The sequence below is a fragment of the Wocania ichthyoenteri Th78 genome, from assembly GCF_000789235.1.
Taxonomy (GTDB): domain Bacteria; phylum Bacteroidota; class Bacteroidia; order Flavobacteriales; family Flavobacteriaceae; genus Wocania_A; species Wocania_A ichthyoenteri.
Window position 1 is genome coordinate 2,707,806 of the sequence record NZ_KN525716.1, and the last position, 15,127, is coordinate 2,722,932.

15 protein-coding genes are annotated in these 15,127 nt (G+C 31.0%); 6 read left to right on the plus strand and 9 right to left on the minus strand.

The window, feature by feature from the left end:
- Window positions 1–21: 21 nt before the first annotated feature.
- Together RG22_RS11735 and RG22_RS11740 are read right to left on the minus strand one after the other, a co-directional pair.
- Window positions 22–1,062, minus strand: a complete 1,041-nt coding sequence (locus RG22_RS11735) for an N-acetylmuramoyl-L-alanine amidase family protein (RefSeq protein WP_034043447.1) — start codon at window positions 1,060–1,062, stop codon at window positions 22–24.
- 54 nt (window positions 1,063–1,116) lie between these two features.
- Window positions 1,117–1,797, minus strand: a complete 681-nt coding sequence (locus tag RG22_RS11740) for an SGNH/GDSL hydrolase family protein (protein ID WP_034043448.1) — start codon at window positions 1,795–1,797, stop codon at window positions 1,117–1,119.
- Window positions 1,798–1,995: 198 nt separating this feature from the next.
- Between RG22_RS11740 and RG22_RS11745 the strand changes: the two genes are divergently transcribed.
- The 3 genes from RG22_RS11745 (at window position 1,996) to RG22_RS11755 (ending at window position 4,461) form a co-directional block, all read left to right on the plus strand.
- Entirely contained in the window at window positions 1,996–2,562 is a 567-nt protein-coding gene (locus RG22_RS11745) for an RNA polymerase sigma factor (RefSeq protein ID WP_034043449.1), read from the plus strand.
- Window positions 2,549–3,304: a hypothetical protein gene (locus RG22_RS11750; protein WP_034043450.1), complete on the plus strand. Its 756-nt coding sequence runs from the start codon at window positions 2,549–2,551 to the stop codon at window positions 3,302–3,304. The genes RG22_RS11745 and RG22_RS11750 overlap by 14 nt, the downstream gene beginning before the upstream one ends.
- A gap of 68 nt (window positions 3,305–3,372) precedes the next feature.
- Window positions 3,373–4,461 carry a hypothetical protein gene (locus RG22_RS11755; RefSeq protein WP_034043451.1) on the plus strand — a complete coding sequence of 363 codons (1,089 nt, stop codon included), beginning with the start codon at window positions 3,373–3,375 and terminating at the stop codon, window positions 4,459–4,461.
- Window positions 4,462–4,541: 80 nt separating this feature from the next.
- Here RG22_RS11755 and RG22_RS11760 read toward each other — a convergent pair whose 3' ends face one another.
- Complete coding sequence (locus RG22_RS11760; protein WP_034043453.1) at window positions 4,542–5,522, minus strand: metallophosphoesterase family protein; 981 nt, start codon at window positions 5,520–5,522, stop codon at window positions 4,542–4,544.
- A 146-nt stretch (window positions 5,523–5,668) separates the two neighbouring features.
- Between RG22_RS11760 and dnaG the strand changes: the two genes are divergently transcribed.
- On the plus strand, window positions 5,669–7,627 hold the full coding sequence (gene dnaG / locus RG22_RS11765) for a DNA primase (RefSeq protein WP_034043455.1): 1,959 nt from the start codon (window positions 5,669–5,671) through the stop codon (window positions 7,625–7,627).
- On the opposite strand, the gene RG22_RS11770 is transcribed toward dnaG, so the two are convergent.
- Together RG22_RS11770 and nadE are read right to left on the minus strand one after the other, a co-directional pair.
- Entirely contained in the window at window positions 7,622–8,251 is a 630-nt protein-coding gene (locus RG22_RS11770) for a response regulator (protein WP_034043457.1), read from the minus strand. The two genes, dnaG and RG22_RS11770, sit on opposite strands and share 6 nt — an antisense overlap.
- A 118-nt stretch (window positions 8,252–8,369) precedes the next feature.
- A complete protein-coding gene (nadE, locus tag RG22_RS11775; protein ID WP_034046030.1) occupies window positions 8,370–9,158 on the minus strand; it encodes an NAD(+) synthase in 789 nt (262 codons plus the stop codon).
- A gap of 94 nt (window positions 9,159–9,252) precedes the next feature.
- Between nadE and gldB the strand changes: the two genes are divergently transcribed.
- Both gldB and gldC read left to right on the plus strand, forming a co-directional pair.
- Window positions 9,253–10,215: a gliding motility lipoprotein GldB gene (gldB, locus tag RG22_RS11780; RefSeq protein ID WP_034043458.1), complete on the plus strand. Its 963-nt coding sequence runs from the start codon at window positions 9,253–9,255 to the stop codon at window positions 10,213–10,215.
- Complete coding sequence (gene gldC, locus RG22_RS11785) at window positions 10,215–10,550, plus strand: gliding motility protein GldC (protein ID WP_034043461.1); 336 nt, start codon at window positions 10,215–10,217, stop codon at window positions 10,548–10,550. Before gldB ends, gldC begins: the two co-directional genes overlap by 1 nt.
- A 41-nt stretch (window positions 10,551–10,591) precedes the next feature.
- Here the strand turns inward: gldC and rodA are convergent, their stop codons facing one another.
- From rodA to mreC, 4 genes are read right to left on the minus strand one after another with little or no spacing between them, the layout of a single operon-like run.
- Entirely contained in the window at window positions 10,592–11,869 is a 1,278-nt protein-coding gene (gene rodA / locus RG22_RS11790) for a rod shape-determining protein RodA (RefSeq protein WP_034043464.1), read from the minus strand.
- Entirely contained in the window at window positions 11,869–13,806 is a 1,938-nt protein-coding gene (gene mrdA, locus RG22_RS11795) for a penicillin-binding protein 2 (RefSeq protein ID WP_034043467.1), read from the minus strand. The genes rodA and mrdA overlap by 1 nt, the downstream gene beginning before the upstream one ends.
- A complete protein-coding gene (locus RG22_RS11800) occupies window positions 13,803–14,309 on the minus strand; it encodes a hypothetical protein (RefSeq protein ID WP_034043470.1) in 507 nt (168 codons plus the stop codon). The genes mrdA and RG22_RS11800 overlap by 4 nt, the downstream gene beginning before the upstream one ends.
- On the minus strand, window positions 14,302–15,123 hold the full coding sequence (gene mreC / locus RG22_RS11805) for a rod shape-determining protein MreC (protein WP_034043473.1): 822 nt from the start codon (window positions 15,121–15,123) through the stop codon (window positions 14,302–14,304). Before mreC ends, RG22_RS11800 begins: the two co-directional genes overlap by 8 nt.
- Window positions 15,124–15,127 lie beyond the last annotated feature (4 nt).

A 15,127-nucleotide genomic window follows, 5' to 3' on the forward strand; every position in this document is an offset into this window, starting at 1 on the left:
TACGGAGTGACAAAAGAACTACTAATTAATAAAATCATTCAACAACCCATTAAATACCCATTTAGCTAGAGCTTCCCTGTTTTTATAATCAAGAATCCGTTTCTGATCTTTTTCATTTTGAATATTTCCTAATTCAATATAAACCATAGGCGGGAAGGTGTTTTTAATTAAATACAAACTTCGTGAGCTAACCGATCCAGCATATGTTCTATTGGGTTGATGTTCCGCATATTTTTGTTTAAATGATTCTAGAATGTTAGTGGCTAATCGTTTTCCACTTTTACTTTTTTTATGATGATAGAAAAAAACATCAATATTTTTATTTTCACTCCTACTATCAACATGAGTTACAATAAGCCTTTGGTAAGTGCCTTTATGTTTCATGTATAAGGCGTTAACAGTTCGAGTGCGTTGTCGTAAGCGTAATGTTTGGTGTCTCGGAATTTTTTTATTTACATAACAAACTTCATCATAATCAACTTCTAAAATACGTTCATCTCTTATGCCGTCATTTTCATCTCTAATAATAATATAAACTTTTGCTCCATTAGTAAGTAATAATCTGGCAAGTCTTAACGTAACATCGTAAGCATATTCGTCTTCAGAAATAGTTTTATTATTATATGTTGTAATGGCTCCAGGGTCTGGACCACCATGACCAGAAATTAAATAATAAATGGCATTATTAAGTTTTTTGCTTTCAAGATTAAAAACGCTGTATTTTTTTCCAAAAAGAGGAAAGCTTATTTTTTTTATGGGAGCAATACTATCTATAGTTTTTGATGTAATGTTATCAGTTATAATATGGGGTTCTTCAATTAAAACTTCGGTATTTGGGAGTAAGTATGTTTCACCAATTAATAATTGATTGTTGGTTTTTAGTATTTTCTTGTTTAGGGTTATAAATTTTTTAAAATATTTTGTAGGGTCTAAACCATTATTCCGAAGTAGAGAATATATACCGTCACCTCTTTTTGCAATAACTGTTTTTTCGGGAGTTTGAGCTAGAGATATAAAGCTTGTAAAAAATAAAAAAGTAAATAAAATTATTCTTTTTAGCATTCAAGTTTTGTTATATTACTTTGTGGTTTTAATAGATAAATACTTATCTATTTGCTATTCAATTAAAGCATCAGCAATACCCTTTTCAATAATAGGTTCCATAATTTTATATCCTGCTGTATTTGGGTGAATGCCATCGCTCCCTAATTCATTCTTTAAACCATTTGATTTATTTACCATTGCCGAAAAATAATCGACATAAACTAGATTATGCTTTTCGGTATAAGATTTTAGTATGGTATTTAGCTTTATAACTTTTTCGGCAGGCTCAAGTCCTGGTCGCCACGGGAAATCATACGCAGGAAGCACAGAGCATAAAATCACTTTTATATTATTAGCCTTAGCTAATTCTGCCATAGATATTATATTATTATAAATCATTTTAATAGTTGAAGGCCCCGTATTGCCCGCAATATCATTAATACCAGCTAAAATAACTACAACCGTTGGCGATAAATTAACAACATCCTGTCTAAATCGTAATAGCATTTGTGGTGTGGTTTGCCCACCTATGCCTCTATTTACGTATAGCTTATTAGCAAAAAAATCTGGACGAATCGTCTTCCACTCCTCTGTAATGGAGTTGCCCATAAATACAATACGATGTTCGTTTGGTTTAGGAGTTTGTAATTCAGTGTTTTCTTTTTGAAATCGTTTTAAATTTGCCCAATCTTGGGCTTGAATTGTTCCTGCAGTAAGCGCTGTTAATAGCATAATGGTAATGACTTTTTTCATTTGTTATTTATAACGTATCTCGCTAAGATAATAATTATCTCTATCACTAAATTGAAAACTAAAAACGCTTAAAAGACTGGTTTATTTTAAATGATTATTGGTATTGCACTACATTTATAAAAATAAATTTTCACCCTAGGCAACCTTTAGCACAACATTTGCGTCTTTATAAATAGAAGACCATATAAAATCATTTTTTTGAAAGTCATTCAACTCCATAAAAACGAATCTGAGCTTATTAAAAGAGCGATTAAAAATAATCGTGAAGCACAACGTGTGTTGTTCGAGTTGCATGCTCCAAAAATGTTAAGTGTTTGTAGGTATTATATAAAAGATTTACAACATGCGGAAGAAGTGATGCTTAATGGTTTTTTTAAAGTATTTTCTAATTTAAAGAAATTTAAAAATGAAGGCAGTTTTGAAGGGTGGATGCGACGTATTATGATTCGAGAATCCATTTCATTTTTACGGCAAAAAAAAGATATTGAGTTTGTAGTTGAAGATATTGAACATGAAAACAATTATACCAACAACATTAAAACCGACATAGAAGTTGGCGAAATACAGCAACTTATAGATACGCTTCCCGATGGTTATAAAAAGGTGTTTATTATGTACGCCATTGAAGGATATAAGCATCACGAAATTGCCAATATGTTGAATATAACTGAAGGTACATCAAAATCACAACTATTTAAAGCACGAAAATTGCTTCAAGAAAAATTAAAAGAATTAAATAAAACAACAAGCTATGGCACCAAATAAATTTGAAAAGAACATAAAAGATAAGCTTGAAAAAAGAACAATAAAACCGTCTGCTGATGCGTGGAGTAAATTGTCTAATCGTCTAGAAAATCAAGAAGAAAAACGGAGTAATAAATCGTTTTGGTGGTTGGGTATTGCAGCAAGTATTATAGGTGTTTTATTAGTAATTACACAAGTTTTTAAGAATGAGTCTGTTGAGCAGATTACACCACAAATTGTGGACACTCCAGAAGTTGTAAAACAAGATGAAATCCATAAAATCGCTAGTGAAAGTATTGAAGAAGTTTTAGAAGAAATCAAATTAAAAGAAGATAAACAATCAATTCAAATTCAAAAAAAATCAATTATAATTAAGCCTAATCTAACTAAAGAAAAAAATCTTATTGCTAAAGAGAAACCCATTCAATCTATAAAAGAAAATACTGTTGAATCTGTCAAAATAGTTTCAGAAAAGTTAACACTCGAAGAACAAAAAATACAGGAAGTTATAGCCCAAGTTAAGACCATAAAAGATGGAGAAAACCAAGTTACGGAAAACGAAATAGAAGCGTTGTTGGCTGAAGCACAAAAAGACATTAAATTAAAACGCTTATACAATAAAAGCACTAAAAAAGTTGATGCTTTGGCATTACTTCAAGATGTTGAATACGAGTTAGATCAGTCTTTTAGAGACAAAGTTTTTAAAGCTTTGAAAGAAAATTTTATTACGGTAAAAACAGCTGTTGCACAACGTAACGACTAAAAATTCATCAAAATTTAATCAATAATCAATAATCAATAGCCCAATATTGGGATCAAAAACGAACAGTTATGCAAACCATTACTAAGTATTTAGCACTCGCAGTGCTGTGTTTAAATGTGCACTTAATCAATGCGCAAGACACGATTTCCAATGGAAATAATCAAGGACAAATAGAAACTTTAAGAGCTTTAAAAGATAAGGTTAAAACCGAGGAGCGTGATTATTTAAAAGCTGAAGTTGAAGCCATTAATCAACAATTAGATAGAAATGAAATTACAAGCGAAGAAGCTGATAAGTTAAAAAAGGCAGCAGCAAAAAAGCACGCTTTAAATATTGAAAATAGAATAGCAATTATTAATAATAAAATTTCGCTTTATCAACGCAACGATGCCATTTATAATAATGGAGATGAAGATAATCGTTTTGTGTTTAGGATAGGAAGAGGGGATGAAACTGATGATGAATTTATATTTATAGGAAGTAGGAATAGTGATAAGCACAAACATAAAAAATATGATAGGCGAACCACTAGCGATTTGGTATTAGCTTTTGGTTTAAATAATGCCATTGTTGAAGGAGCTAAATTAGATGATTCTCCATATAAATTTGGAGGTTCGCGATTTTTTGAAATAGGTTGGGCTTGGAAAACGCGGGTATTTAAAAACACCAATTTTTTACGTTTTAAATACGGGTATTCATTTCAAATAAATGGATTGAAACCTAATGATAATCAGTATTTTGTAAGGCAAGGTGATCAAGCCATGTTGGAGGTGTTTCCGGAGAATCTTAAAAAATCTAAATTATCTATTACTAACTTGGTCTTCCCGGTGCATTTTGAGTTTGGACCATCAAAAAAGATTGAGAAAGATAATTATTTTAGGTACTCTACTCGTAATAAATTTAAAATTGGAGTTGGCGGATATGCAGGTTTTAATATTGGTACGCGTCAAAAATTAAAGTATAGAGTTGATGGAAATAGACAAAAAGATAAAATTAAAGGCGGCTTGAATACAACTAATTTAGTGTACGGTATAAGTAGTTATATAGCGGTTGGTAGTACAGCTTTATATGTGAAATACGATTTATCCCCTATTTTTAAAGACCAAATTACAGATCAGAATAACATTTCTCTTGGAGTTCGATTTGATATGGATTAAATACATAATTGAACATAAAAGGTTTATTTTATAAGATTAAAAGCAACCTTTTTATTTTTAGTCATTAATGAATACGTTATTCAATTAATATCTGTCTTATCCCAAACCTTACCTGTTTTTTCATCAATCATTTCAATTGAAACTTTATCGCCATCAATTTTTACTGAAAGCACATAATACATGGCTTCAGCTAAACCAGTTTCGGTACCATTAGCAGCATGAAATTTAAAAGGTATGGAATCGTTTGTTTTACCTTCATCTAAAAGCCTTCCATAATACACATCACCAGCAATAGCATCTTTTTCTCTGTGCAAACGATAAATGGGAGCACCAGCTCCTGCAGAAATAATGTAGTTTGTATTATTTCGTTTTGTTCTATAATAAATGTGGTCGTGCCCACTAAAAACAGCTGTGACATTATATTTGTCATACAGTTTAGTGGTTTCTGTTTCTGCCCCATCTACATCTTCGTAAGATTTAGAACCTACTGTGTAATGCGGACGATGCTTGTATATAAAAATATGTTTACCACGTGCTTTTCTTAGCTCTTTCTTTAACCATTTAAGCTTTTTTTTGTCCGTATCTATCTTTGGCCATGGCAAAGCAATAAATTTAGCATTTCCATATTCAAAACTATACATGGTTTTTTTCATTCCAAAAAAATTGGTAAAATTTTCAACACCATCATCTCCTCCTGCTTCTTCATGGTTGCCAACTGTTGGCCACATAGGATATTTTCGCATAAACCAACCCCCTAAATCATCAAGGAGTTTATAGTCTATTTTTCCTTGTTCACCTCCGCCTTTATTAACTAAATCGGCAGTTGTAATACAAAAATCTGGTTGTAAGGCATCTGCACGTTTTAATACCAGAGGGAAATATTTAGAACCTTTAGAATCGCCAAAAACCAAGAAGTGCATTTTTGTTGTTTTTTTGCCTTTTCTGTCCTTTAAAGCTTCCATTTTTGGTTCAGGGTTATAAGGGTTAATTGCTTCCTGAGCGTTTAAGTTTAAAACAAATAAAAACAAGGCAGCAATTAATAAAGATTTAAAATAAGACATAATTTGATTGATAAATTAAACAAAACGTAATAATAGTATTGTTAACGAAATTACTTGTTTTTCTATCAATATCAAATTTATAAATCGCATACATTTCTTAAATGAATAGATTATATTACATTTACACATAAAATAAGCTTTCTCCATTGATATCACCATCATCCATAGACCAAGTATTTGAAACCGCCAGAGTAGAGGAGGTTATTGGTGACTTTGTAAATCTTAAAAAATCAGGTAGTAATTTTAAAGGTTTAAGTCCGTTTAGCGACGAGCGATCTCCAAGTTTTATGGTATCGCCAGTAAAACAAATATGGAAAGATTTTTCAAGTGGAAAAGGAGGAAATGTGGTAGCTTTTTTAATGGAGCATGAGCATTTCACTTACCCAGAAGCGATTAAGTATTTAGCTAAAAAGTATAATATTGAAATTGAAGAAACGGTTCAGTCTGATGAGCAAAAAGAAGCTGCAAACGAACGTGAAAGTTTGTATTTGGTTAGTGAGTTTGCAAGCACTTATTTTCAAAAAATATTACATAAAACCGACCAAGGAAAGTCAATAGGATTAAGCTATTTTAAAGAGCGTGGTTTTACCGAAGAGACTATTAAAAAATTTGACTTAGGGTATTCTTTAGATGAATGGCAAGCCTTTACAGATGAGGCTTTAAAACAAGGTTATAACATAGATTATCTTGAAAAAACAGGACTTACTATTGTTAAAGAAACTAAGCGTTTTGATAGGTTTAAAGGGCGCGTTATGTTTCCTATAAAAAGCATGAGTGGTCGTGTGTTAGGTTTTGGAGGTCGTATTTTAATTACCGATAAAAAAGCAGCTAAATATGTAAATTCTCCAGAGAGCGATATTTATCATAAAAGTAAAGTATTGTATGGTATTTATCACGCCAAACAAAGTATTGCAAAAGAAGATAATTGCTATTTAGTTGAAGGCTATACCGATGTTATTCAGTTTCATCAAACAGGCATAAAAAATGTAGTGTCATCATCAGGAACTGCATTAACTTCGGAGCAAATTAGACTTGTAAACAGACTTACAAAAAACATTACCGTTTTGTTTGATGGTGATGCAGCAGGTTTGCGTGCTTCACTCCGTGGTATCGATTTAATTTTGGAACAAGGCATGAATGTAAAAGTGTGTACGTTTCCAGAAGGCGAAGACCCAGATAGTTTTGCAAAAAATAATACGCTTGAAGAACTCTCTCTTTATTTAGATGAAAATGCTAAAGATTTTATTCAATTTAAAGCATCGGTTTTGTTTGAAGAATCAAAAAACGATCCTATAAAAAAAGCAGAAACAGTTAGAGATATTGTAAATAGTATTTCTAAAATTCCAGATCGTATAAAAAAAGAAATCTATATTCAAGAGTGTGCCAGAATTATGGACATTAGCGAGGAAGTTTTATTTAGTACGTTGGCTCAAATTAATAAAAAAGAGTTTCAAGAAGAAAATAAAAAACATAAAAACGAGCAAAAAGCTTTTGATGTTATAAAACACCAACAACCAGTGAAAAAGGTTGATGTACAATATGTTTTAGAGCGAAAAATTATTGAAGTTTTGTTACTTTATGGAAATGAAACGGAAGATTTTGAAGATTTGGTTTTAAAAGAAAACGACAAAGGCGAACTTGTTTTAGAGCCCGTAATTCATCAAGCTAAAGTATTCGAAAAAGTGTTTTTAGATTTGCAAGACGATGAAATGGAATTCTCGAACCCTCAATTTAAAACCTTGTATTATACAATCATTGATACCTTAAATCAGAATCCAGAATTTAATCTAAAATCATTTATAAATTCAGTAGATTCAGAAACCTCTAGCCAGATTACTACTATTTTAATGGAAGATGAGCGTTATACTTTAGATGATTGGGAACGCATGAACATTTTTCCTAAATCGAAAAAACAAAGTATTTCACAATTGGTTAGCGAAACTATTTTAAGCCTACGTTGTTTTTTAATAGAGCAAAAGGTGAAAGGATTTCAGAATGAAACATTACAAAACAAAATAGACACGAATAGAAATATACTTGAAGAAGTAAAAGACTATTCGGGTCTAAAAATGTTATTGTCTAGAAAGCTTAACCGCGTTTTATAACTCTGCTGAGAGTTTTGCTTGATTTACAAGATCAACTAAGTTATTTACTTTTAGTTTTCTCATTAAACGCGCTTTATATGTACTTACTGTTTTCTCGTTAATGTTTAGCTCTTTAGAAATTTCTTTATTTTTTCTACCAATGGTTAAAAGCTTTAAAACTTCAGACTCACGAGTTGATAGTTTTTTGTAAAAAGAACCAGATTTGTTTGATTTAGCTCCAAAAGCTAATTGTTGCGTTAAAGCATCACTTAAATAAATACCACCTTTGGAAACTTTTAAAATAGCTTCGTTAATGGTTATAATGTTAACGGATTTAGAAATGAATCCTGAAGCACCAGCTTTAATGGCATTAATGCCATATACTTCTTCTGGCTGACCACTAAAAATAATAGTTTTAATGTCTGGATAGTCTTTCTTTAAATAACGTAAAACGGTTAAACCGTTAAGTTTTGGGAAATCTGTTTCCGTCAAAATAATGTCAACATCATTTTTTTTAATAAAGTTTAAAATGGAGTCGCCATCGTCTACACTTCCTACAATTTTAATGTCTGTAGAAGCTGAAAAAAGATGTTCTAGTCCCTTTCTAATAATGGGGTGATTGTCTGCTATTAATAATTTTATCATTGCTATTAGGGTTTTAAAGGTTAGTAATTATTATAATTGTGAGAGGTTTACAATTATAATTGAGAGATTTACCAGTAATTAAAGACAAAGATAAGGCTTTTTGTTAAAATCACAACACTTACTTTAAATTATTGGGAATTTCGCAAATTGGTATTGGAACCATTTTATGCTTATTGGCAGAATTAAAGCGTTTGTAAATTTTAAAAACGTCTTGTTCTCTACCTGAAAAATCTTTTGCAGTTTTACCTACATCATGCATTTTCATTGCCCATTCAAGCTCTGGATATGATGCTCCTATTTGGTCTTCATCACTTCTAGTATCACCAAATAAGCCATCACTTGGTGCTGCTTTCATTATAGGTTCTGAGATTTCTAAAAACTTACCTAATTTGTAAACTTCAGATTTTACTAAATCTGCAATTGGGCTTAAGTCTACCCCACCGTCACCATATTTAGTATAAAAACCAACTCCAAAATCTTCTACTTTATTACCCGTTCCAGCTACTAATAATTTGTAAAGTCCTGCATAATAATAAAGAGTTGTCATTCGTAAACGCGCTCTTGTATTTGCTAAAGCCATATCAATAGTAGCTTGGTCTCCATCAAAAAATACTTCAGTTTTAAATTCTTCAAAAACAGGTGTTAAATCGGTACGTGTATTATCAACATTATCAAACCTTTTTTTTAATTCTGCAATATGTTCTTGAGCTCTTGTAACATGACTTTCTGCTTGGTGTATTGGCATTTCAATACATAATACATTTAAGCCTGTTTTAGCACATAAGGTTGAAGTTACAGCAGAATCAATACCACCAGAAATGCCAATTACAAAACCATTTACTCCAGCATTAGTTGCGTAATCTTTTAACCAATTAACAATATGATTTACTACTTTTTCTGTTTGCATATTTAATACTGTTTTTAATCTAAGAATAGTACCTTTGTAAACAAAAATAAACGAAACACTCAATTAATAAAAATTTATGTCGTTTAAGTTTTATATGAAAAAAATAATATTGCTTATTGGTATTGTATTGATAATTACTTCTTGTAAAAGGGATAACGCACTACAACAAAGCATTGCTAAAATAAACACAGATATTGCAGTTGAACGCTTTGATAGGTTGTTTGCCGAAGCAACTTCAGAGGATTTACCAAAATTAAAACAAGCTTATCCTTTTATGTTTTCTGAGAAATATTCAGATTCATTTTGGTTAGCTAAAAAAGCCGATACTTTACAAATTCAATTATTTAATGAGGTAGATAAAACATTTAGTGTTTTTAATGATATTGAAACTGAAATAGAATCATTATTTAATCATTTAAAATATTATTTTCAAGAATTTAATCCTCCACGAATAATTACTGTAACCAATGATGTACGTTATAGAAATAAGGTAATTGTTACCGATACCATTACTGTAATTGCTTTGGATAATTATTTAGGTAGCGAGCATGAGTTTTACAGTAGTATTCATAAATATATTAGAGCGAATTTAACCAAAGAACAAATTGTAGTTAACTTAGCTGGCGAATATGCTAAAAAGTATATTTATCAGCAACCGAAAAAAACCTTGTTAGACGAAATGATTTATTTTGGAAAACAACTCTATTTTAAGGATGCTGTAATTCCATTTAAAACTGATGCAGAACGTATCGGGTATTCACCAAAGCAGTTAAATTGGGCAATTGCTAACGAGAGTTATATATGGCGTTATTTTGTGGAACGTGAGTTGTTGTTTAGCACAGACTCTAAATTACCAGGGCGGTTTATAAACCCTGCACCTTTTACTAAGTTTTATTTGGAAGAAATTGATGCCGATTCTCCAGGGCAATTAGGGCAATATATTGGATGGCAAATTGTACGCGCTTATATGAAACAAAACGATGTGTCTTTAAAAGACATGTTAATAAAATCTACTGAAGACATATTTAATAATACCAAGTTTAAACCACGCAAATAATGGCAAAGAATCATACTTCTAAAATAGAATTGAATGTTGAATTAGATGACAACCGTATTCCAGAAAAGTTATATTGGACAGCGCAAGATGGAGGCATTACAAATGAAGAGGCCAAAGCGATGATGCTTGCCGTTTGGGATGCTAAAACCCAAGAAACGTTACGTATAGATTTATGGACTAAAGATATGCCAGTTGATGAAATGAAAGTGTTTTTTCATCAAACCTTAGTGGCGATGAGCGATACATTTAATCGAGCTACACAAGATGAAAAAATGACGGCAACCATGAAAGATTTTTGTGATTATTTTGCAGAAAAACTAGAACTTAAAAAGTAAATTTATTCATTAGAGTGAAATAATAAAATGCTCATTATGGGCTACCACTCATTAATTTTGTTAGAATCTAGTTTGATGAAAATAAACAGCAAAATAGTAAATGCCCAAAGTCCAGAACCTCCATAGCTAAACATAGGTAACGGAATACCAATAGTTGGAATTAAACCCATAACCATTCCTATATTAATAAGAAAATGCACAAAAATAATTGATGCCACACCATAGCCATACACTCTGCTAAATTGTGTTTTTTGACGCTCTGCTAAAAGCAAAATACGTATTATAAGTAGTACAAAAAGAATAACAACAAAGGCGCTTCCTAAAAACCCCCATTCTTCTCCAACAGTGCTAAAAATATAATCAGTATGTTGTTCTGGCACAAATTTACCTGTGGTTCTAGTGCCTTCCATAAACCCTTTTCCTGTAACATCACCAGAGCTTATTGCTTTCTCTGATTCGTTTAAATTATAAGCAAACGTTTTTTTCATTTGCTCTAATTTAGCGGGATCTTTTTCCAATCGAAGCCAAAGACTAATACGATCTTGTTGGTGTGATTTTAATATGTTTTGATAAAATAATTTTATTCCAAAAGATACTGCAATTGTTACTATTAAAATAAATAAGGATTCAAATAAGCGTAATTTCTTTTTACTTAAAAAATGAAAACCAATAACCAATATTATTGCTATTATTGATGTAATCATTGCTCCAAATTTTAAAGATAAAATGGAGACTATAATTATAGATACACCTATGGTTAAATAATATTTAGGCAATCCTTCACGATACAGCACAAAAAAGAATGCGCCATACACTATGGTACTACCTGTGTCGTTTTGTAATAGGACCAAAATTGCTGGAATTGCAATAATTATAAAGGTTTTTATTTGATCTTTAAGTGAATTAATATTAGTATTTAAATCGCTTACGTATTTTGCTACTGCTAATGCTGTTGCCATTTTAGCAAACTCACTGGGTTGAATGGTCATGCCTCCAATAGCATACCATGATGTAGCGCCATTTACGTTTTTTCCGAAAAGGAAAAGTCCGACTAAAGATAACATGGAAACAATGTAAATAATACTCGAAAAACGTTCGTAAAATTTAGCATCAACTGCCAGTAAAAGGATAATTAAACCAAATGTTAGGAAAATAAAAATAAGTTGTTTGCCATAAGGCTGCGAGAAATCAAAATAATCTATGGTGCTTCCTGTGTGTGATGCCGATAAAATATTCAAATACCCAAAACCAACTAATAGCAAGAAAAGAATAATGGTAATCCAATCGAATTTAAAATGTCTATTCGTTTCTCTAACCATTAATTTGTTGCTTTGCTAATTTTGATTAAATGCTTTTTTAAACGACGATATTCTTTATCATCCACAAGTTGTAATATTGTTTTTCCATTTATTTGAAAAGGTTCTCCTGAGTATGGTTTTGCATATTCGTCTTCTAAACTGTGTTTTAAAAGCCAATCTTCTAAATCTGTTCTGGTAATTTCTCCTTTTACATGTTTTTCTATCATTAAGCTAGCAATTTTCCCTGCAAAACGACTTCCCCAATAACCATTTTCAACAAAAACAGCGATAGCTATTTTTGGATTTTCTTTAGGTGCAAAAGCCACAAAAATAGAGTGGTCAGTTAATTGAGTTCTTACACTATCAATTATTGCAAAATTCTCAACGGTTCCTGTTTTACCGCAAATATCAATGTCTTTTACTTGCACCCATTTTGCTGTTCCTTTTTTATAAACCTGATGCATGCCTTCTATAACAGGTTCAAAATACTGTTTATCAATTGTTGTGTATTTAGGTGTGGTAAATTTTTCAGGTAGTGTTTCACCTTTAATGGATTTTATGATATGTGGTGTGTAATAATGCCCTCTATTGGCAATGGCTGCAACCATATTTGCGAGTTGAATAGGTGTTGTTGCTACTTCACCTTGACCGATGGCATTTGAAATAGTATATGTTGAGTAAAATGTTTTAGGGTATATTTTTTTGTAATAATCTCTATTTGGGATTCTTCCTGGTTGTCCTACTTTTAAATCGTAGCCTAAAAAGTTGCCTAATCCAAAACTTTTGGCGTGGTTGCTCCAGACATCAATACCTGTAGAGGCATTCCCTGTTTTATCTAAAATTTTTCTGTATGCCGTAGCAAAATAAGCATTACAGGATTCTTGAATACCACTAATCATATTATTTCGTTTGCCAATATGGCAATGGCATTTCATAAAACGATTCCCATACTTATATCCAGCGTAACAAGTTACTGTTTCGTTAGGGGTTAACACACCTTCTTGTAAGCCAATTAAGGCATTCATTAATTTAAAAGGTGACCCAGGTTCGTAAACTCCTTGTAAACTTCTATTAAAAAGAGGTTTAGCTATAGTGTCTCGGATTAGTTTATTAAAGTTTTTAGAACGCTGTCTCCCAACTAAATCGTTAGGATCATAGGTTGGAGCTGCAACCATAGCTAGTATTTCTCCTGTTGATGGTTCAATTGCAATAACACCACCACGTTTGTTTTGCATCAGCAATTCGCCATACTCTTGTAATTTGGCATCGATGGTAATGGTAATGTCTTTTCCTTGTTCTGGAATGGTATCAAATTCACCATCTTTATAAGGACCAATATTTCTGTTAAATCGATCTTTTTGAATAAACTTAATACCTTTTATGCCCCGTAATATTTTTTCATAGGATGCTTCAATACCTTGTTTTCCAATTAAATCACCCATCTTGTAATAAGCGTCTTTATTGATAATAGTATTGTTAACTTCACCAATATCTCCTAAAACATTGGCGCCAATAGAGGTTTCGTATTTTCTGAGTGATCTTTTTTGAATATAAAACCCAGTGAATTTTCGCATTTTTTCTTGTAAAACAGCATAATCTTCTTTTGATAAATGCGACACAAAAACCGATGGTAATCTAGGAGAATAGTGTTTTGCTTTATTATATGTTTTTATAAATTGTGCTTTATCAATTTTTAGTAAATTACAAAAATCAAGTGTATCTAAAGGTTCAACCTCACGAGGAATAACCATTACATCGTAAGAGGGTTGATTGGCAACTAAAAGCTGTCCGTTTCTGTCGTAAACAAACCCGCGCTTTGGATAGTCGTAAACTTTTCTAATGGCATTATCTTCAAATAAATTATGCGTATTTTGAGTATATACTTGCAGATAAAAAAGTCTAGCAATAAATACAATACCAACAAGAATTACTGATATAAAAAGTAAAAGCTGTCTCATTTAGATTTTCGACTAAAAATAATAGTTATTAAAATACATAGTATAATAGTAAATATACTTGAGAATAACGCTTTTTGAAGGATTAAAATTACTTTTGAAATGCTAAAAATTTCTAAATAGAACAAAATGATATGGTGTACAAGAGTCATGATGGTGATATAGGTTAGTTTTGCACCAAAATCGACAGTGTCGAATTTCATGTTTTGATGCTCGTAAATCATACCAAAAGAAAACTTTAGTATAATTGGTCTTGCATAAGCAATAAACACACAAGCAGCTGCATTAATACCACCAGAATCTAAAAATAAATCAACAGTTAGCCCTAATAAAAAGCTTAGAAAAATAAATAAAGAGCGATTATTTTTTACAGGAAATAAAATGATAAAAAGTATGTAAATGTAAGGATTAATGTATCCTAAAAAATTAATATGACTACATATCAATACCTGAATTAAAATGAGTACTATAAAACGAATGCTATGTATTGAGATGATACTATTCATTCGTTTGGTTTAGTAAATTAGTAATTTCTTCGGCATCCCCATTTTTTATAATATAAACATGCTCAAGGTTGGTCATATCGTTAAACAGTTTTACATTAATTTCATAATAATTTTCGGCTACATCTAATTCAAAATTTTGTATAATACCTATTGGAATTCCCTTAGGAAAAATAGAGGAACGCCCAGAAGTAACAATCGTATCACCTTCAGCAACTGGTGCTATTTTTTCAACATCTATTAACTGCACAATATTTGGCGAACCACCATTCCATGTTAAAGACCCAAAATGATTTGTTTTTTTTAACTGAGCACTTATTTGACTTGTTGTATTTAAAATAGAAATTACAGTAGAATAATTACCGCTAGTATCATCAATAATACCCAAAACACCTTTACTAGTAATAACTCCAAAGTCTTCTTTAATACTATCTTTAATGCCTTTGTTTATTAGTAGTACATTGTCTGTGGCAGAATAACTGTTTTTTATAATATTGGCATTAGTAAATTTGTAAGTTTTTCTAAAAGAAATACTATCAATAAACACTGAATCTTTTGTGCTTTCAGAATTATATAATATAGATTTTAAGCAATTGTTTTCTTCTGTTAGAAGCTGATTTTGAGATTTTAAATTGAAATAAGCACTTAAATTATTAAACGAATTATATACACCACCAGTTAAAAAATTAGCAGAATTTATGAATTTGCTTTTATGGTAAGAATGCGATTGAATAGTAAAAATAATAGATACAGAAAACAAGAATAAGAATAGCAAAAATCTTTTGTTTCTTATTATAAAATTTATAATCTGTTGCATGATT

Bases quoted from the DNA above. Each gene is read 5' to 3' on its own strand.
- RG22_RS11735 (WP_034043447.1), bottom strand. From the start codon at position 1,062: ATGCTAAAAAGAATAATTTTATTTACTTTTTTATTTTTTACAAGCTTT.
- RG22_RS11740 (WP_034043448.1), bottom strand. From the start codon at position 1,797: ATGAAAAAAGTCATTACCATTATGCTATTAACAGCGCTTACTGCAGGA.
- RG22_RS11750 (WP_034043450.1), top strand. From the start codon at position 2,549: ATGGCACCAAATAAATTTGAAAAGAACATAAAAGATAAGCTTGAAAAA.
- RG22_RS11755 (WP_034043451.1), top strand. From the start codon at position 3,373: ATGCAAACCATTACTAAGTATTTAGCACTCGCAGTGCTGTGTTTAAAT.
- RG22_RS11760 (WP_034043453.1), bottom strand. From the start codon at position 5,522: ATGTCTTATTTTAAATCTTTATTAATTGCTGCCTTGTTTTTATTTGTT.
- RG22_RS11770 (WP_034043457.1), bottom strand. From the start codon at position 8,251: ATGATAAAATTATTAATAGCAGACAATCACCCCATTATTAGAAAGGGA.
- nadE (WP_034046030.1), bottom strand. From the start codon at position 9,158: ATGCAAACAGAAAAAGTAGTAAATCATATTGTTAATTGGTTAAAAGAT.
- gldB (WP_034043458.1), top strand. From the start codon at position 9,253: ATGAAAAAAATAATATTGCTTATTGGTATTGTATTGATAATTACTTCT.
- gldC (WP_034043461.1), top strand. From the start codon at position 10,215: ATGGCAAAGAATCATACTTCTAAAATAGAATTGAATGTTGAATTAGAT.
- rodA (WP_034043464.1), bottom strand. From the start codon at position 11,869: ATGGTTAGAGAAACGAATAGACATTTTAAATTCGATTGGATTACCATT.
- mrdA (WP_034043467.1), bottom strand. From the start codon at position 13,806: ATGAGACAGCTTTTACTTTTTATATCAGTAATTCTTGTTGGTATTGTA.
- RG22_RS11800 (WP_034043470.1), bottom strand. From the start codon at position 14,309: ATGAATAGTATCATCTCAATACATAGCATTCGTTTTATAGTACTCATT.
- mreC (WP_034043473.1), bottom strand. From the start codon at position 15,123: ATGCAACAGATTATAAATTTTATAATAAGAAACAAAAGATTTTTGCTA.